Source organism: Streptomyces sp. TRD_SC_5 (assembly GCF_056836825.1).
The window spans coordinates 3,520,401-3,538,063 of sequence record NZ_JBWZZS010000001.1; the positions used below are offsets into that span (position 1 = coordinate 3,520,401).

The following is a 17,663-nucleotide window of genomic DNA, read 5'->3' on the forward strand; positions in this document are numbered from 1 at the left end:
GCGCGATGACGGTGCTGCTGGTGCTCACCGCGGTTTTCGCTGTGGTGCTGGGGGTGGTCGGGCCGTCGGGGGAGGCGCGGCCGCCGGTGGTGGTGGCGGGCGAAGCGGCCCTTTCCGGTTCTGGGGCTTGGTCCGGGGCCGGGGCTGGGGCCGGTTCTGTGCCTGGGTCCGGGTCCGGGTCCGGGTCCGGGTCCGGGTCCGGTTCTGGGTCCGGTTCGGGCTCCGGGGCCGAGGGGCAGCCGTCGGACGCCGCCGACAGTGAGGTGCGCGGGGCCGGTGAGAGCGCACGGGCCGCCCGGCGGGGGCGCGTGCGCAGTGGGAGCAGGGGGCGGGCGGCGGGGGCTGTGGCGTCGTACCGGCGGACACGGACACGGACACGTACGCGGACAGGGCAGCGGCAGCTGTGCCGCAGTCGGCCGCCGGGGGATGTGCTGACGGCGGGCGGGGGGCGTCGGTGGGTGGTTCTGCGCTGCTGAGGGGGCCGGCCCGGCCCGGCGCCCGACAGCGCCGTCGCCGCCGTCGCTCCGGCGCTGAAGCGCTGAATCACCCTCGACCGAAGGACGTTCATCATGCCCATCGACCCGTACGCCGCCCTGAACGCCATGGTGCGCGCCGAAGTCGCCCGCTCGTCCGAACCGCACGTCGCCGCCGCGTCCCCCGGGCGGCACGAACCGCAACAGTCCGACGCGGGCGGTGACGTCGGCGACGGGAACCACGCCGGCGACACCGATCGTGTCGGCGGGGAGGACGACCCGGCGGCCGCTCACCGCCCCTGACAGCTTCGACGAGACCGAGCGGGCCGTCGGCCGTCGGCCGTCGTACGGGAGGCGTGCTTCCGCCGGCCTTTTGCCGCACGAGTTCGACCTGTAGCGCACAGCGGGCGGCGGCGCTTCCGGGTACGGGACGCCGCCGCCTTCGCCATGTGTCCGAGCAGGTGCGCGTACGCCCAACAGGAGCCGGGCGCAGGCGTGGAGCAAGGTAATGGCAAGGCAAAGTTGCCGGTCGTGCTGTTGTGCACCGGGAGGCAGCCATGGGCACGCGCCGGACCACGTTGCCGGGAGGTGGCTGCATCACGGGGGTGCGGGTTACGGCGAGTGGTGAGTTGGACCCATATCAATGGCCCGACGTGGGCCTCGAGCCGTGCCGTTCGAGCGGCAGCTCGCGGATTTGCGGCTCGACTGAGACGCTGCTGCGGTGACTACTGGTGAGGCGTACGTACGGTTCCAAGGCACCGTGCCAAGGCCCCGGGGGAACTTCCCCGGGGTCTTCGGGCTCGTCAACAGCCTTGCGCGGGACGGGAAGCTGACCCCCGACCAGGAGCGGTTCCGGCGTACGAACAACGACTGGTACGACGCGGCGTACACCGATCCGAGCACCGTCGACCCGGCCGTCTACGACGAGCGCGTCAATCCGGGGGCGGTGGCCTGGTTCAAGCCCACCGCCGTGGAGTTGATCGCGCGCGTGGGCGGCTATCTGGCGATCCTGGCCGCCCACGGCGTCGACTGCCGGCTTGTACGGTCCACCGATCCGGGGCGCGTCGTCTACGAGGACGAGCACCAGATCGTCGTGGTCCCGTACACGGATCACTTGCGGTTGTAGAGCCGCATCGTCACCGTGCCGAACACCACCAGCAGCACCACCGACCAGCCCAGCGCCCAGCCGATGTCGGCGGCCGGCCAGTTGCCCGCCATCAGTTCCCTCACCGCCGTCGCCACATGGGTCACCGGGCTGTTGTTCACGAACGCCTGGAGCCAGCCCGGCATCGTCTTCGGGTCGACGAAGACATTGCTCAGGAACGTCAGCGGGAAGATCACCATCATGCTGACGCCCATCACCGACTTCTCGGTGCGCAGGAGCAGTCCGAACATCGTCCAGATCCACGAGAACGCGAACGAGAAGACCATCAACAGGGCGACGCCGGCCACGACGCCGAGCACGCCGCCGTGCGGGCGGTAGCCGATGATCATGCCGACCGCCAGCATCACGACGGACGCGATCAGATAGCGGATCACGTCGCCGAGCAGGTAGCCGACCATCGGCGCCGGTCGCCATATCGGGAGCGTACGGAAGCGGTCGAAGACGCCCTTGGTGATGTCGGTATTGACGGCGACGCCCGTGTACATGGTGATCATCACGATGCTCATGGTGAGGATGCCGGGCAGCAGGAACTGGATGTACTCCCCGACCGATCCGGCCAGCGCCCCTCCGAAGAGGTACGTGTACATCAGCACCATCATGATCGGGAATGCCGTCACGTCGAAGAGCTGCTCCGGCACATGCTTGATCTTGAGCATGGCGCGCCAGCCGAACGTCAGGGACGCGGAGAGCGCGCTGGGGCGCGGCGGCCGGTCCCTGCTCACGAGAAGCGCGGCGAGTTCCTCGGCCTTCGGAGCTTCGAGGGCGAGTTCGTCGAGGCCTTGGCCCTTGTCCTTGGTCGCGACGGTACTCATGCCGTCACTCCTGTCGTCGAGTCGTTCGTGGCGGTGTCCGTCGTGCCGGGCTTCCTGTCGGTCAGCGCGAGGAAGACCTCGTCCAGACTCGGCTGCCCCAGTGAGAAGTTGTCCACGGTGATGCCCGCCGAAGCGAGCTCCGACAGCGCCCGCGCCGCCTGCTCCGCCGCGCCCAGGTCACTCGCCCGGCCGTTGACCGTCGCCGTCAGGGCGACGGGGTCCGCGTCCAGCTGTACGGCGGCGTTCAGGGCCCGCGTCAGTACCCGCTCGGCCTCCGGGCGCTGCGCCGGATCGCGCAGCCGCAGATGTACGGAGCCGGAGCCGACCGACGCCTTGAGCTCGCCCTTCGTGCCCTCGGCGATGACCTTGCCGTGGTCGATCACGGCGATACGGGACGCCAGGTGGTCGGCCTCGTCCAGGTACTGCGTAGTCAGCAGCACCGTCGTCCCCTGCGCCACCACCGCACGCACGATGTCCCACACCTGGTTGCGGCTGCGCGGGTCGAGGCCGGTCGTCGGCTCGTCGAGGAAGAGGAGGTCGGGCGTGTTGAGGATGCTCGCGGCGATGTCGATACGGCGCCGCATGCCGCCCGAGTAGTTCTTGACCTGCCGGTCGGCCGCCTCCGCGAGCCCGAAGGCCTCCAGAAGCTGGGCCGTCCTGTCGCGCGCGGCGGCCTTGGAATGGCCGAGGAGGCGGCCGAGGAGCACGAGGTTCTCCGTACCGGTCAGGTCCTCGTCGACCGACGCGTACTGGCCGGTGAGGCTGACCCTTCCGCGGACCGCGTCGGCGTCCCGCACCACGTCCTTGCCGAAGACGTGCGCCTCCCCGCCGTCGGGGCGCAGCAGGGTCGCGAGCATTTTCACGGCGGTGGTCTTGCCCGCTCCGTTGGGGCCCAGTACGCCGTACACGGTGCCGGCGGGTACGGCCAGGTCTATGCCGTCGACGGCCCGGTTCTCACCGAACACTTTGACCAGGCCCGCCGTCTCGATGGCGAGTTCCGGGCCGGGGTGTCCACCACTCATGTCTTCCGCCCCTCCGAGGGGTCGTCGGATCGTCTTACCCAGTGTTGACCGCCCCGGCGCCGGAAAGTAATCGTTCTTTGGAACTACGACTTGCTCCCGGGGTCACTCCCGCGTGTAGAAGACGTAGAACGTGGCGGCTGTCATCGCGGCGGCGAGCACCGCGCCGACGGTGACGGAGGTGAGGATGCTGTTGCCGGCCAGGCTGTGCAGGAAGCCGAGCGCGACGCCGAAGAGTGCTCCGTAGGCGGCGGCGCGGAACAGCGGGATCAGCGCGCTCCGGGTGCGTCCCAGGAGGAAGCACAGTCCCGCCACGATCACGGCGCACAGCACGCCGAAACCGACGTTCCAGCCGGTCAGGGGGCCGGCGTCGCGGGCGAGGAAGGACGCGTAGATTCCGTACACCACGCCCAGTACCGCCGGCACGATGCCGTGGTGGCGTCGTGCGGATCCGGTGGGTTCCGTCGGTGCTGACAGTCTGGCCGGCCTGCGTGACCGGCCCGGGATCGCCGCATGTCCAGCCATCGCAGAGCTCCTTCCGCAGCGCACACACGCATACGCGCGTCCACGCATCTCGCGCACCCCGCCCTCGCTACCAGGTCACACCCGTGGGCGAGGACCGGCAAGTGGATCTACGACGCCCCCATGGCTCCGCCCCGGCGCGGGGGCTCGCCCGCCAGCTCCGCGAGCGTGCGCAGCGCGTACGACAGGACCTCTCGCGACGGCGACGCCAAGCCGACCCTGACCGCGTCCGGTGCGGTGTGCGGCGGTACGGCGAAGGCCTGCCCCGGGGTGATCGCGATGCCGCGCGCCGCGGCGGCCGCGACGAAGGTGTCCGTACGCCAGGGCCGGGGCAGCTCCCACCAGCAGTAGTACGCACGCGGGTCCGTGCGGATGCGGAAACCGCCGAGATGGCGCTGTACGAGACGGTGGCGCGCCGCGGTGTCCGCGCGCTTGGCGGCGGTGACGGTGGCCACCGTGCCGTCGGTGATCCAGCGGGTGGCGGCCTCCAGGTTGAAGCGGGCGGCGGCCCAGGCACCGGAGCGCAGGGCGCCGGCCAGCAGATCGGTGTGGGCGGCGGGGGCGACCAGAAAGCCGGTGGTCAGACCGGGGGCGAGACGCTTGGAGAGACTGTCGACGAGAACGGTACGCGCGGGCGCGTGAGCGGCGAGGGGGGCGGGGGCGGCCGGGGACGCGGGGGATGCCGGGGACGCGGGCCCGGCTGGGAACGCGGGGGCTGCCGGGGACGCGGGGGCTCCCAGGGCTTCGGGCGCTGTGGGGGCGTCGTCGGTTTCGGGGACTTCCCGGGCTTCGGGAGTCCGCGCTTCCCCGGGCTCGTGGGCTCGTGCTTCCCCGGGCTCGGTAGCCAGAAAGGCCCACGTCGTGTCCTCGACCACGCCGATGCCCAACTCCCCGCACACCGCCGCCAGCCGAGCCCTCCGACCCTCGCTCATCGTCACCGACGTCGGGTTGTGCAGGGTCGGCTGTACGTACACCGCGCTCAGTGGCGCGCTCCGGTGCGCGGCGTACAGCGCGTCCGGGCACAGGCCGTCACCGTCCGCCGCGATCGCCACCAGGCTCACCCCTAGCCGTTCCCCGATCCCCTTGACCAGCGGATACGTGAGCGGCTCAACGCCGAGCCGGCCCCCTGGGCGTACGAACGAGGCGATGGCAGCGGCGATGGCCTGGCGGCCGTTGCCCGCGAAGAGCAACTGCCCGGCGTCCGGCCGCCAGCCGCCCCTGGCCAGCAGCGACGCCGCCGCCTCGCGCGCCGCCGGAGTGCCGTCGGCCGCTGCCGGGCGGGTCGCCGCTTCGAGTACGTCGGGGCGCAGGAGGCCGGCGAGTGACTGCGCCATGAGCTGCGCCTGGCCCTCCGCCACGGGGTAGTTGAGCTCCAGGTTGACGAAGCCGACCGCCGCGGCCGCCTCCTCCGCGAGCGCGTGTCCGGGTGAGGGCGGCGCGGCCCGTACGAACGTGCCGCGCCCCACCTCGCCGACCGCGAGGCCCCGCCGCACCAGTTCGCCGTACACCCGGATCGCGGTGGAGTTCGCGATCCGGCGGCTGCGGGCGAAGGCGCGCTGCGTGGGCAGCCGGTCGCCGGGCCGCAGCCGGCCCGCGGCGATTTCGGCGGCCACCTGATCGGCCACCCGCCGGAAGTCCTCCGCCACGTAACACCCACCCCACCTGAGACATTGCACCGAGAGCAAAGACCTTATTGCACCGAGCAGTTGACCGCGCATAGCCTCCTGAACATGGCAACCGCGCAGCTCGCAGTAGACGGCAACACGGGCATCAGCTTCGGCTACACCGACGAAGGCAGCGGCTCGCCTCTCGTCCTCGTCCACGGCCACCCCTTCAACCGCACCATGTGGGCGCCACAGGTCGACGCCTTCGCCCCCACCCACCGCGTGATCGCCCCCGACCTGCGCGGATTCGGCGAGAGCCAGGTCGTCCCGGGCATCACCCCGCTCGCTGCCTACGCCTCGGACATCGCGGCCCTCCTCGACCACCTCGGCATCGAGCGGGCCGTGTTCGGCGGGCTCTCCATGGGCGGTCAGGTCGTGATGGAGTGCTACCGCCTCTTCCCCGAGCGCATCACCGGCCTGATCCTCGCCGACACCTTCCCCGCCGCCGAGACCGAGGACGGAAAGCGGGGGCGCAACGCCCTAGCCGACCGCCTCCTCGACGAGGGCATGAAGGGGTACGCCGACGAGGTACTGGACAAGATGGTCGCCCCGTACAACACCGAGGCAGCGGCCCATGTCCACCGCATGATGACCGCCGCCTCCCCCGAGGGCGCGGCAGCCGCCCTGCGCGGGCGGGCGCAGCGGCCCGACTACCGCGAGCTGTTGACCCGCGTGGCCGTTCCCACTCTCGTCGTCGTGGGGCGCGACGACACGTACACACCCGTCGCTGACGCGGAAGCGATGCACGCCGCGATCCCCGACTCGGCTCTCGCGGTCATCGAGTCGTCGGCCCACCTCCCCAACCTGGAACGCCCCGACGCCTTCAACGCCGCGCTCCGCACCCACCTCGCGCGCTAGCGCGCCGGCCGCCGCCGACACCCCGGCAACCAGCCGCCGCCCGGTCCCGTCTCTGCGGGAAGATGCAGGGCACGCAGACCGAGCGAGAGGCTGGTTGGTCCCTTGGGGAGTCCCCGAGACACGCTCGCGGGAGCACAGCACGCTTGCCATGCCGGGCGCCGAGGCGCTGGTGCAGGACCATGCCTCCTTCCGGCGCGTGCTCGACGCGGGCGGGCTGCGGGACAGTGCGGCGCCGGGCGGGGCGTTCCGTACACCGTCGTGGCCGGCGGGCGGGCCGGAGAATCGAGCTGGAGCTGCACAGCGGCTAGAGGTGTGCTGGGGTGGGTGGTGGGTGGTCCGACCGACCGACCGACCGGTCCGACGGAGGCGAGCGCCGTGGAGAACGTGGAGAACAGGGAAGACAGAGACGACAGGGACGGCAGGGACGACGCCGATCAGAAGATTCTCGACAACATCAACAGTCTCGTCGGCGAGGAGCGCGAACTGCGCGAGCGCTCCACCCGGCAGCTGGGCCTCGACGACGCCGAGCGCACCCGGCTGAAGGCCGTGGAGGTTCAGCTGGACCAGTGCTGGGACCTGCTGCGGCAGCGGCGCGCGAAGTCGGAGTTCGGGGAGGATCCGGGCGAGGCGCGGGTGCGGCCGGCGGCCGAGGTGGAGAACTACAAGAGCTGAGGCGGTCGCCTCGTCGGAAATCCGCCTCGCGGAAACTTGTCCACAGGCTGTGGATAAGTTTCTGTTCAGGCAGAGACTTGCATCAGGAGATCGTTTTCGGTCTGTTTAGGGCATGGCTGAGCAGAGAGCAGGGGGTCGGCTGACGCCGCCCGAGTGGCTGACGCAGGGGCTGCGACCGCAGTCGGCGCCCGTGCCGTGGGCCGCCGTCGTACGGGCCGGCATCGCGATGTCCGCCCCGCTCGCCGTCGGATTCGCCGTCGACGAGCCGACGTACGGGGCGCTCGTGTCGATGGGCGCGCTCGCCGGTGTCATCGGCGACACCGCCGACGCGTACCGGATGCGCCTGATCAACATCGCCGTACCGCAGCTCTTCGGCGCGATCGGCGTCACCCTCGGCTCGCTCGTGTACGGGCAGGGATGGTTCGCCGTAGGAGTCCTGACCTTCGTCGCGCTCGTGTCGGGGATGATCTCTACGATCGGCGCGGTCGCCTCCGTGTCCGGGCTGCTGCTCCTGCTCCAGGCGGTCGTCGGAGCCGGGCTGCCGATGCCCGACCCCTGGTGGGCACCGCCCCTGCTGCTCGCCCTGGGCGGCCTCTTCGTCCTCGTACTGACGCTGATCGCGTGGCCGCTGCGGGGCGGGGTGCCGGAGCGGGACGCGGTCGCGGACACCTACCGGGCGGCGGCCGGTCTGCTGGAGGCGGCGGGCCGGGACTCGGAGACGTACGACGCCAGGCGTCAGGCCGTCACCCAGTCCCTGAACGCGGCGTACGACCTGGTCCTGGCGCGGCGGGCCCGCGACCACGGCCGCAGGAGTCCGCTCGTACGGCTGCTCGCGCAGCTCAACGTCGTCGTACCGCTCGTCGAGTCGGCGCCCGCCGCGCATCTGCGGCGACGGCCGCTGCCGCCCGAGATCCCGGCCGCCGTGCGCGAGCTGGCCGACGCGGTCGGGCAGAGCCGCGCGGGCGGGGCTTCCGAGTTCGAACTCACCCTGCCCGAGCCGACGTCGCAGTCCGGACGCGCCGTCGACCACGCACTGCGGCACGCGGCGGCCGTCGTCCTCAGCGCGGACTCCGAAGCCGCCCCCGTCGACGACCGGCTCGGCCGGCCGGCGGCGCTCGGCGTACGGGCCCGGCGCGCCACCCGGAACGTCCTGATGTCCCCGGCGTCCTGGCGCTACGGTCTGCGGCTGGCCCTGTGCATCGGGCTGGCGCAGGCGCTCGTGTCGCTGATCGACGTGCCGCGCTCGTACTGGGTGGCGCTGACCGTGGTGTTCGTGATGAAGCCGGACTTCGGGTCGGTGTTCTCGCGGGCCGTGCAGCGGGCGTTCGGCACGGCGCTGGGGCTGGTGGTTGCCGCGGCGATCCTGGCGGAGCTGGAGCGGGGGTGGTGGGACGTACCGCTGCTGCTGGTACTCGCGGCGCTCATCCCGGCCTTCACGGCCAAGGGGTACGCGTTTCAGACGGCGGCCATCACGCCGGTCATCCTGCTGCTGTCGGATGTTCTGAACCACCAGGGGTTCGGGCTGGTCCTGCCCCGTCTGTACGACAGCCTCATCGGGTGCGCGATCGCGCTGCTGGCCGGGTATCTGCTGTGGCCGGAGAGCTGGAGCACCCGGGTGGGGGCGCGGCTCGCGGACACGGTGGCGGATGCGGCGGGCTATGTGGAGTGCGCGTTCGGTCCGCCGGACCCGCTGGGGGAACGGCTGCGGCAGCGGTCGCGGCGGCGGCTCTACCGGGATCTGTCGGTCGTACGCTCCGAATTCCAGCGGGCGCTGACCGAGCCGCCGCCGACGGGGGCGCGGGCGGCGGCGTGGTGGCCGCTGGTGGTCGCGACCGAGCGGATCGTGGACGCCACGACGGCGGCGCGGGTCCGGATCAACCACGGGGCGCAGCCGCCGGCCGAGGCGGAAGTGGCGGAGGTGGCGCGGGAGCTGCGCGAGCTGGCGGAGGGGCTGCGGGCCAGCGACACGCTGGTGGAGGTACGCACGGACCTCCCCCGCGACGACGAAACGGTCCTGGCCCCCCTCCGCCAGGAGGTGGCGGCGGCCCGAGCGGTGGCTTCACCGGTGCGGCCGCGGGGGTGACGCGGCGGGGGTGCGGGGGCTTTGGGCGGGCATCGCGGGCTTCGTGCGGCTGCGCCGGACTCCGTCCGCCGGGGGGCGGGGGCTTTGGGGTCGGTGCCGCGCCGGGGCGTCTCCTCGGGCGTCGAACGTTCGGGTACGTCGGGTTTCGTTGGGGTGGTTGCGTTCAACGCCCTGCGGGGAGCGCCCCGGCACGTCCCCTCCTGCCACCGTGGCTTGGTGGGCGGGGCCTTTGAGGCGCATCTGCTGCGCGCGGCACCCTCCACCGTGTGCGGCAACTCCAGCCTTCACGCCCGGCCCCGGCCTAGAACAGCGGCAGCTGCCCGGGGAACGGGGGCAGTTCGTAACCGTCCAGCGTCCGCTGCGACACCGCCGGCGGCGCCCCGCGCTTCGAACCGGGACACAGTGTCAGTTCGGCGGCGGCAGCCCTGGTGCGCGGGTCGTGGCGTACGAACCTGCCCGCGACAACGGCGACCTCACGGCCACAGAACGGGCACGGACGGCGGGGAGAGGTCGACGACATGGGCCCACTCTGCCAGCAGTCAGCCGGTCGGCGGCTTCGGCCCCTGGAGGCGTTCCATCTCGCGCCGGTCGCGCTTCGTCGGGCGCCCCGCGCCGCGCTCCCGCACCGCGACCGGTGCGACGAACTCCCGGGGCGGAGGCGGCGGGCTGTTGTCGACGTAACACTCGGCCGCCACCGGCGGCCCCACCCGCTTGCGGATGATCCGTGAGACGACCACGATCCGCTCCCGCCCCGCGTGGAACAGCCGCACCTCGTCGCCCGCCTTCAGCGCATGCGCCGGCTTGACCCGCTCGCCGCCGACGCGGACATGGCCCGCCTTGCAGGCGGCTGCCGCCTGGGCGCGGGTCTTGGTGAGCCGTACCGACCAGATCCATACGTCGATCCGTACGCTCCCGCTCCCGCCGGTCTCCTCGTCCGAAGCCATGCCCCCGAGGGTACGGCCGCCGACAGCTCCGTGCCGCCTTACCCCGCCGACCGCACTACTATGCGCACGATCTCCCGTCCGGAAGGGGCACCTCCGGACCGGGCCCACATCTCTGACTTGTCGCCAAATGTCGTGCCACACAAGGGGAACAGGGGGTTCCACTTGTGCCCGGCACACCTCCGGAAGCAGTTGAGAACGGTTGAGTACCGCATGAGCCACAACCCCGGCAGAGGACTCCAGCCCAACGCCCTCGGCACCTTCGAAACGACCGTGATGGCCGTCGCGGGCAGTGCCCCCGCCTACTCCCTCGCCGCCACCACCGCCGTGCTCGTCGGCGCCGTCGGCCTCGCCAGCCCGGCCGCGCTGCTCTACTGCGCGATACCCATGCTCGGCATCGTCCTGGCCTTCGGCCGCCTCGGCCGCATCGACGTGAACGCCGGCGCCGCCTACTCGTGGGTGGGCCGCACCCTGCACCCGTTCCTCGGGTTCATCAGTGGCTGGGCGCTCGTCGTCGCCGCCACGATCTTCATGGTCGCCGGGTCGCTTCCCGCAGGTCAGATGACCCTTGCCCTCTTCGACCCGGACCTGGCGTCCAACACCGCACTCGCCACCGCCGCCGGCGCCGGCTGGTTCCTGCTGATGCTCGCCGTCGTGCTCGGCGGCGCCCGCCTCTCCGCCCGCGCCCAGCTGCTCGTTTCGGGCGTCGAGCTCGTGATCCTCGTCGTGTTCGCCGTCGCCGCCCTCTTCCACCGGGGTTCGGCTGCCGCCTTCGACTGGTCCTGGCTCGGTTTCAGCCACTTCGACGGCTTCACCGGCTTCGCCGCCGGAACCCTGATCGCCGCCTTCTACTACTGGGGCTGGGACGTCACCAGCAACCTCAGCGAGGAGACCCGCAACAGCCGCCGCACCGCGGGCCTCGCCTCGCTGATCGGCGTGGGTGTCGTCTTTCTTCTTTTCGTCGTCTTCACGATCGCCGTCAACATCATTCTCACGACGGAGCAGATCTCGGCCCATGACACCAACGTGCTCGCCGTCCTCGGCGACGCGATCTGGCCGGGCGTCGGCGGCAAGCTGATGGTCCTGGCCGTGGTGCTCTCCACCATCGCCACCCTCGAAACCACCCTGATCCAGGTCACGCGCTCGCTCTTCGCGATGGGCCGCGACCGTACGATGCCGGCCGCGCTCGGCCTCGTACACCGCCGCTGGAACACCCCGTGGGTCGCGGTCGCCGTCGTCGGTACGGTCGCGCTCGTCCTCTTCGTCGCCTCGAACGCCCTCGGCTCGACCGAGGAGATCATGTCCGACGCGCTCGCCGCGATCGGCCTCCAGACCACGCTGTATTACGGGCTCGCGGGCCTCGCCGCCGTCGTCGCCTACCGCAAGACGCTGCTCGCCTCACCGAAGGACTTCCTCCTCGGCGGGGCCTGGCCGCTGGTCGGCTCGCTGTTCATGTTCTGCGTCTTCGCGGCCTCGCTCACCGAGCTGAGCGCGGCGGCCATCGCGATCGGTCTCGGCGGCCTGGCCGTCGGCGTGGTCCCGATGCTCTGGTACTGGCGGCAGGGCAGCGCGTACTACAGCCCCTCGCAGCTCGACGCCACCCACGCCATCGAGATCGAGGCAGCGCACGTCAACTCCGGTTCGGAGCGCAGAGATTATGCCGAAGCGGGTCTGCCCACCGACTTCTGACCCGTCTCGTCTTCCGACCGTCTCGTCTTCCGACCACCGCTAGCGACTTCTGAGCAGGAGGTGTCCCGATGGCAGGACTCCGCCGCCGCTTCTCTTCCGAATCCGGATCCGGGTCGGGTGCCGGTCCCGGTTCGGGTTCTGGTTCTCGTTCTGGTTCCGCACCCGACTTCGACCCGGACTTCGGCGACCGGCCGCTGACCGCCGCCCGGCAGGACATCGTCATCGGCCGTTGGCAGGGCGTACGCGATCTGCTGCGCGCGACCGGCGACAACTGGCCCCTGCGCACCCACCGGCTGCGCCTGCTCTCGCACGCGGCCGCGGCCAGCTCGGTGGTGGAGGCGTGGCGGGCGGCCGAACCGCACAGCGCGGACGCAGCGGTGCTGCGGGCCGCGACCGAGGTGGTACGAGTCTTCAACCAGGCCATCGAGGCGGGACGCGGCACCGAGGTCGACCGCACCCGCATCGACATAGCCGTCATGACCTGCCTGAGCGCCGCCGACGCGCGGCCCGCCGACCCGATGCCGTGGGTGTCGCTGCTGACCGTGGCGCGGCTGTACGACGACGGGGTCGGCCGGGCGGAGCTGCGCGAATGGTGGGAGGAGCTGCGGCGCCGCGACCCGTACAACATCGAGGGCCATGTGCAGCTGCTGCGCTACCACTCGGCGCGCTGGCACGGCACGCACGGCCGGATGTACGACTTCGCCCGCGACGCGGCGGGCGCGGCGCCCGAGGGGTCGCCGCTGCCGGTGCTGGTGCAGATCGCGCGGGTGGAGGAGTACCGGTACGTCGCGGCGGCCGCGCAGGGCCGGCCGGTGCGCGGCTTCGACCAGCACTGGCACCACGAACTGGCGGTGACGGAGGTACGCCGGACGAGGGAGCGGTGGCTGGGCGGGCGGGCGGCGGGTCCGGTGGCGCCGGAGGAGGTCGGCGAGCTGAACTATTTGGCCCATGCGGCCTGTTACGCCGGTCTGCCGGAAGTAGCGCGAGAGGCTTTCGCCCTGCTGGGCGGGCGGGCGGCGCTGGTGCCGTGGTCGTACACGGGGGATGCGCGGGAGCAGTACGTGAGGTGGCGGGGGCAGGGCTGAGGCAGGGCGCGGGCGTGCGGGCGTGCGGGCGTGCCGCTGGCTGCGCGGGGCTCGTTCCCCCTGCCCGCCCCTTTCCGAACCGGGCCATGCCCCAGAAGCCCACCCCGGCCGCTTCAGCCCCTCCGGCGTTTGACGGGCGGGAAGGGGAACAGGCCCGGCGCAGCGGCACCCGCCCCTGCCCCCGCCCCCTCCGGACTACACGCCGATGGCGCGCCCGTCCTTGCGGTAGACCGCAACCACCGACGGCCGGACAAGCTTGCCGGGGCCGTCCGGCCACACCGACGCCGGCTTCTCGACGCTCGCGCCGTCGATCTCACCCGGGTGCTGCACCGCGACGAGCACGCGGCGGTCCTGAATGATCGGGCCGCACGTCTCCGCGCCCTTCGGGACGGTGAGGAACTGCTTCAGCTCCCCGCGCCGCTCCCCCCGCGTCGCCACGCCGAACAGGCCGTCGTGGGAGCCGAGCTGGTTGCCGTCCGTGGAGAGCCACAGGTTGCCGTGCGGGTCGAAGGCCACGTTGTCCGGGCACGAGATGGGGCTGACCTTGTCCTTCGGGAAGCCCGCGAAGTACGTCGCCGGGTCGTCCGGGTCGCCGGCGACCAGGAAGAGCCGCCAGGCGAAGCCGTCCGACGCCGGGTCGTCCCAGTGCTCGGCCAGCTCCAGCACCTGGCCGTGCTTGTTGAGGTTGCGCGGGTTCGCCTCGTCGGCGCCCGCCTTGCCGGTCTTGCCGCGGTCGGTGTTGTTCGTGAGCGCGACGTACACGCGCCCGGTGCGCGGGCTCGGCTCGACGTCCTCGGGCCGGTCCATCTTCGTGGCCCCCACCTTGTCACCGGCGAGGCGCGTGAAGACGTACACCTCCTCGGCGGTCATGCCGGGTACGTGCGAAGTGGTGCCGGTGGCGAGCGGGATCCAGACGCCGCTGCCGTCGAACTCGCCGTCGTTGGGCAGCTTGCCCGAGCCGTCGATCTCGGCGGCGGGGCTGTCACCGGTCAGCTTGGCGACGTACAGCGTGCCCTCGTCGAGGAGGGTGAGGTTGTGCTCGCGGGCGGCCCGCGAGGTGCCCTTCTTCATCCGCTTCGACGAGACGAACTTGTAGAAGTAGTCGAAACGCTCGTCGTCGCCCATGTAGACGACCGGCCGGCCGTCGCGGGTCAGGCGGGGCTGCGCGGCCTCGTGCTTGAAGCGGCCGAGCGCGGTGTGCTTGCGGGGCGTCGAGTCGGGGTCGTACGGGTCGAGCTCGACGACCCAGCCCTGGCGGTGGGACTCGTTCGGCTCCTGCTTCGCGTCGAAGCGCTTGTCGAAGAGCTCCCACTTGCGCTCGGTGGCGCCGGTGGTGATGCCGTACCGCTTGTCGGTGGCGCTGGAGCCGTTGGCGAAGTACTGGTTGAAGTTCTCCTCGCCGTGGAGCGTCGTGCCCCAGGGGGTGGTGCCGCCGGCGCAGTTGTTGAGCGTACCGAGGACCTTCGTGCCGGTCGGGTCGGCGGACGTCTTCAGGAGGTCGCTGCCGGCGGCGGGGCCGGTGAGCTTGAAGACGGAGGTCGTGTGGAGGCGGCGGTTCAGGTGGTGGCGGGTGACCGGCGTGAGCTTGCCGGACTTGCGCTCCTCCTGGACGACGACGACGGACAGGCCGTGCGCGGCCCAGGCGGTCTCGACCTGCTCGCGGGTGGGCTTGGCCGGGTCGTACCCCTTGAACATCAGGATCTCGTCCGTGTACTCGTGGTTGGCCACGAGCACCTGGCGGCCGTGCTCGCCGGGCAGCGGGAGCAGGGAGAGGAAGTCGTTGTTGTAGCCGAACTGGCCGGCCTGCGCCTTGGCGGACTGCTCGTCCGGGTCGAAGGCGGGAGCGCCGCGGAGGATGGGCTCGCCCCAGCGGATGACGACATTCTGGGCGTAGCCGTCGGGGACGGTGACGGCGTCGGTGGTGTTGGGCGCGACGGCCGCGAAGCGGAGTCCGCGGGCGCCGTCCGTCGCCTTGCCGCCCTGGGGCTTACGCGTGCTGTCGGCGGCGACGGCCTGCGGGGCGCCGGAGCCGGCGAGGACCGAGGTCCCGGCGGCGGTGGCTACGGTCACCACGGCGGCGGCGCGCATCATCGATCGTCTCGACAGAGCGCCGGCTATGACGTCACCGGCGTACTCGTTGTCGCTGGTGTTCGGGACGTCCTGGAAGCAGGCGTCTCCGCAGCGGTAGCGACAGGTCAGCGCAGAGCGCCCACCCGAGTGCGGCGAGTTGAGCAGCGGCAGCAGATTGCGCACGGACCCCTCCAAATGGGCTGTACGGGCTGTACGGGCTGTGGTTCGGCGCGCCCTGCGCCGACATGGTGTCGGAATGTCTTCGGCCGTGACGTTAGGGGCGTACGTGCGCGTTCCGGCGGCCGTCGGGTGAACGCGAGGTGAATGCGTGACGGCCGGGCGGAAGTTGACTTGACGGGTGGGCTCGGCCTCGCCCACGCCCCGTCGCGGACGGACCGAGCGCAGGTCAGCGCCGATGGCTCCACGGACGGCTCCACGGACGGCTCCACGGACGACCTCGCCGCGGACGTGCGGGGGGGCGGGCGGGGAGCGGCGTGCGGCTCGACTCACTCCACACCTTCTTTCTGGCACGCGGCGGCGGGGTGGTGCGGGCTGTCGGTGCGGGCTGTCGGTGCGGTGCGGAAGGGATCCCGCCACGTGGTGGGACTCGACCGAGGCGCGTGGCGTCTGGGAAGTGAGCGCGGCGCATGGGAGGTTGGGGGAGGTTGGTGGTACGGGCCGACGGGGCCGGATCTCTTCGCGCCGGGGCGCCCGGAGGGGGCGCGTTCGGCATCGGCGTTCGCCGGCGCGAGCCGCGCGCGCCTGGAAGTGGAACGGCACGGCTGACCCTCCCGAAGATCGGCTGGAAGGGCCGCTAACCTTACGTGTCCGCCCTGGCCAGGGATCATCCGCCGGGTGCGGGCGTGCATCGCACCCAACTCATGCGAAAGGCCTCGCCCATGGGCATTCGGAGCTTGCTGCACAAGGTGTTCGGACGCGATCGAGCGGAGAGCAACGAGCAGCCGCCGGCACGGGAGACCTCGGCGGCAGCTTCTGTTCCGTCCCAGGCCGAACGTAAGCCGGAGCCGGCCACCGCGCCGGAACCGGAATCCGCGTCCTCGCCCTCGTCCGCGTCCGCGTCCGCCGAGACCAGGGAGTCGGTGGCGTCTGTACCGGCCCCGGCCCAGGCCCCGGCCAACGAGGACGACACGGCGGCGACGGAGAAGCCGGCCAGGAAGTCGACGCCGGGTATCGCATCGGACCTGGTGGCGGCGGCGTTCGACAAGCCGTCCTCGTCCTCGTCCCCGTCCGCTTCCTCGTCGCGTACGAAGACCCCCCCGCCGGGAGCGAACGTTCCGGCCCAGTCCACCCCGGCCACCCCGAAGCCCTCGGCCCCGGTCCCGTCCCAGCCCACGGCGGAATCCGCCACGAAGGCGGCACCGAGCGAAGAGACAACCCCCGAGCCGGCCGCTGCGGAACCCACCGCCACTGTCGAACCGGCCGCTGCGGAACCCACCACCGACGCCACTCCGGCCGCTGAGACCGAGCCCGTCGCCGAAGCCACCCCGATCACTCCGGACACTCCGGACACTCCGGCCACCCTGGCCACCGACCCGGAGCCGACAGCCGCCGAGACCACCCCGGCCGCCGGCGCCGAACCGTCGGCGGAGGCTGCCCCGGTCACTGGGCCGGAGCCCGAACTCACTCCTGCGGCCGTCGCCGCACCGGAGCCGGTCACCGAGCCGGTCACCGAGCCGACCACCGAGGTCGCTGCCGAGGCCACCCCGGCCGCCGAGGCCGCCCCGTCGGCCAAGGCTGAACCGGCCGCAAAGCCGAAGGCCAAGCCCACCACCAAGGTCGCCGCCGAAGCCGAGGCGAACGCACAGCCCGAACCGGCAGCGGCAGACGCCCAGCGCCAGTCGCGCCCCGAGCCGGTAGCCGCAGGTGGTGCCGCCGGGGCCGCGCTCCCCCTCTCGCACATCGAGACGCACGCGCCCGCGCTCGTAGCGCACTACGAGGCCGCCGGCCTCGCACTCGGCGCCAAGCAGCTGGACGGGGCGCGGGCGGACGTCTACCTGGTCCTCGACCGGTCGGGATCCATGCGGTCCTTCTACAAGGACGGCAGCGCCCAGCACCTCGCCGACCAGACGCTCGCCCTCGCCGCTCACCTCGACGAGAAGGCCGCCGTACACGTCGTCTTCTTCTCGACCGACATCGACGGCACCCTCGACGTCGGCCTCGACGCCTACGACGGGCTCGTGGACAAGGCGCACGCCGCCATCGGGCACATGGGGCGTACGAGCTACCACCGCGCCGTCGAAGAGGTCGTCGCGCATCACGAGAAGTCCGGCAGCGACCGCCCCGCCCTGGTCGTCTTCCAGACGGACGGTCCCCCCGACGCCAAGGGACCGGCCAAGCAGGCCCTGGTCGACGCCGCCGACAAGCCGCTGTTCTGGCAGTTCGTCGCGTTCGGCGAGCACGACGCCAAGGGCTTCGACTTCCTCCGGAAGCTCGACGTCCCGAACGCCGCGTTCTTCCACGCCGGCCCCGCCCCGCGCGAGGTCGCGGACTCCGAGCTGTACGCACAGCTCGTAGTCGGCATCAAGGGCTCGAAGAGCTAGGCAACCGGCAGCGAAACGGTGACGGCGAGGCCCCCGCAGGGCGGGGCAC

15 protein-coding genes are annotated in these 17,663 nt (G+C 72.0%); 8 read left to right on the top strand and 7 right to left on the bottom strand.

All coding sequences use genetic code 11. The features are described 5' to 3' along the window. Positions 1-569 precede the first annotated feature (569 nt). Together AC1P0E_RS16375 and AC1P0E_RS16380 are read left to right on the top strand one after the other, a co-directional pair. A complete protein-coding gene (locus AC1P0E_RS16375) occupies positions 570-776 on the top strand; it encodes a hypothetical protein (protein WP_482742902.1) in 207 nt (68 codons plus the stop codon). A 418-nt stretch (positions 777-1,194) separates the two neighbouring features. Further along, positions 1,195-1,599, top strand: coding sequence for a hypothetical protein (locus tag AC1P0E_RS16380; RefSeq protein ID WP_482742903.1), 405 nt, complete (start codon positions 1,195-1,197; stop codon positions 1,597-1,599). Here AC1P0E_RS16380 and AC1P0E_RS16385 read toward each other — a convergent pair. The 4 genes from AC1P0E_RS16385 to AC1P0E_RS16400 form a co-directional block, all read right to left on the bottom strand. Further along, positions 1,584-2,450, bottom strand: a complete 867-nt coding sequence (locus tag AC1P0E_RS16385; protein ID WP_482742904.1) for an ABC transporter permease — start codon at positions 2,448-2,450, stop codon at positions 1,584-1,586. The two genes, AC1P0E_RS16380 and AC1P0E_RS16385, sit on opposite strands and share 16 nt — an antisense overlap. Continuing rightward, positions 2,447-3,472, bottom strand: coding sequence for an ATP-binding cassette domain-containing protein (locus tag AC1P0E_RS16390; protein ID WP_482742905.1), 1,026 nt, complete (start codon positions 3,470-3,472; stop codon positions 2,447-2,449). The genes AC1P0E_RS16385 and AC1P0E_RS16390 overlap by 4 nt, the downstream gene beginning before the upstream one ends. Before the next feature lie 102 nt (positions 3,473-3,574). Beyond that, on the bottom strand, positions 3,575-3,994 hold the full coding sequence (locus AC1P0E_RS16395; RefSeq protein ID WP_482742906.1) for a hypothetical protein: 420 nt from the start codon (positions 3,992-3,994) through the stop codon (positions 3,575-3,577). Positions 3,995-4,101: 107 nt separating this feature from the next. Next, positions 4,102-5,637, bottom strand: a complete 1,536-nt coding sequence (locus tag AC1P0E_RS16400) for an aminotransferase-like domain-containing protein (RefSeq protein WP_482742907.1) — start codon at positions 5,635-5,637, stop codon at positions 4,102-4,104. Positions 5,638-5,721: 84 nt separating this feature from the next. On the opposite strand from AC1P0E_RS16400, the gene AC1P0E_RS16405 reads away from it, so the two are divergent. The 3 genes from AC1P0E_RS16405 to AC1P0E_RS16415 all read left to right on the top strand — a co-directional run bounded on the left by AC1P0E_RS16405 (position 5,722) and on the right by AC1P0E_RS16415 (position 9,268). Next, positions 5,722-6,513, top strand: a complete 792-nt coding sequence (locus AC1P0E_RS16405; RefSeq protein WP_482742908.1) for an alpha/beta fold hydrolase — start codon at positions 5,722-5,724, stop codon at positions 6,511-6,513. Between the two features lie 384 nt (positions 6,514-6,897). After that, positions 6,898-7,185, top strand: coding sequence for a DUF2630 family protein (locus tag AC1P0E_RS16410; protein ID WP_482745778.1), 288 nt, complete (start codon positions 6,898-6,900; stop codon positions 7,183-7,185). Between the two features lie 112 nt (positions 7,186-7,297). Beyond that, positions 7,298-9,268 carry an FUSC family protein gene (locus AC1P0E_RS16415; protein WP_482742909.1) on the top strand — a complete coding sequence of 657 codons (1,971 nt, stop codon included), beginning with the start codon at positions 7,298-7,300 and terminating at the stop codon, positions 9,266-9,268. 301 nt (positions 9,269-9,569) lie between these two features. Here the strand turns inward: AC1P0E_RS16415 and AC1P0E_RS16420 are convergent, their stop codons facing one another. Together AC1P0E_RS16420 and AC1P0E_RS16425 are read right to left on the bottom strand one after the other, a co-directional pair. After that, positions 9,570-9,788: a hypothetical protein gene (locus AC1P0E_RS16420; RefSeq protein WP_482742910.1), complete on the bottom strand. Its 219-nt coding sequence runs from the start codon at positions 9,786-9,788 to the stop codon at positions 9,570-9,572. Between the two features lie 19 nt (positions 9,789-9,807). Further along, a complete protein-coding gene (locus AC1P0E_RS16425) occupies positions 9,808-10,212 on the bottom strand; it encodes an RNA-binding S4 domain-containing protein (RefSeq protein WP_482742911.1) in 405 nt (134 codons plus the stop codon). Between the two features lie 210 nt (positions 10,213-10,422). Between AC1P0E_RS16425 and AC1P0E_RS16430 the strand changes: the two genes are divergently transcribed. Together AC1P0E_RS16430 and AC1P0E_RS16435 are read left to right on the top strand one after the other, a co-directional pair. Next, a complete protein-coding gene (locus AC1P0E_RS16430) occupies positions 10,423-11,898 on the top strand; it encodes an APC family permease (RefSeq protein ID WP_482742912.1) in 1,476 nt (491 codons plus the stop codon). Positions 11,899-11,966: 68 nt separating this feature from the next. Beyond that, a complete protein-coding gene (locus tag AC1P0E_RS16435) occupies positions 11,967-12,983 on the top strand; it encodes a hypothetical protein (RefSeq protein ID WP_482742913.1) in 1,017 nt (338 codons plus the stop codon). Positions 12,984-13,178: 195 nt separating this feature from the next. Here AC1P0E_RS16435 and AC1P0E_RS16440 read toward each other — a convergent pair whose 3' ends face one another. After that, positions 13,179-15,236 carry a PhoX family protein gene (locus tag AC1P0E_RS16440; protein WP_482742914.1) on the bottom strand — a complete coding sequence of 686 codons (2,058 nt, stop codon included), beginning with the start codon at positions 15,234-15,236 and terminating at the stop codon, positions 13,179-13,181. A gap of 716 nt (positions 15,237-15,952) precedes the next feature. On the opposite strand from AC1P0E_RS16440, the gene AC1P0E_RS16445 reads away from it, so the two are divergent. Then, positions 15,953-17,614: a VWA domain-containing protein gene (locus AC1P0E_RS16445; RefSeq protein WP_482742915.1), complete on the top strand. Its 1,662-nt coding sequence runs from the start codon at positions 15,953-15,955 to the stop codon at positions 17,612-17,614. Positions 17,615-17,663 lie beyond the last annotated feature (49 nt).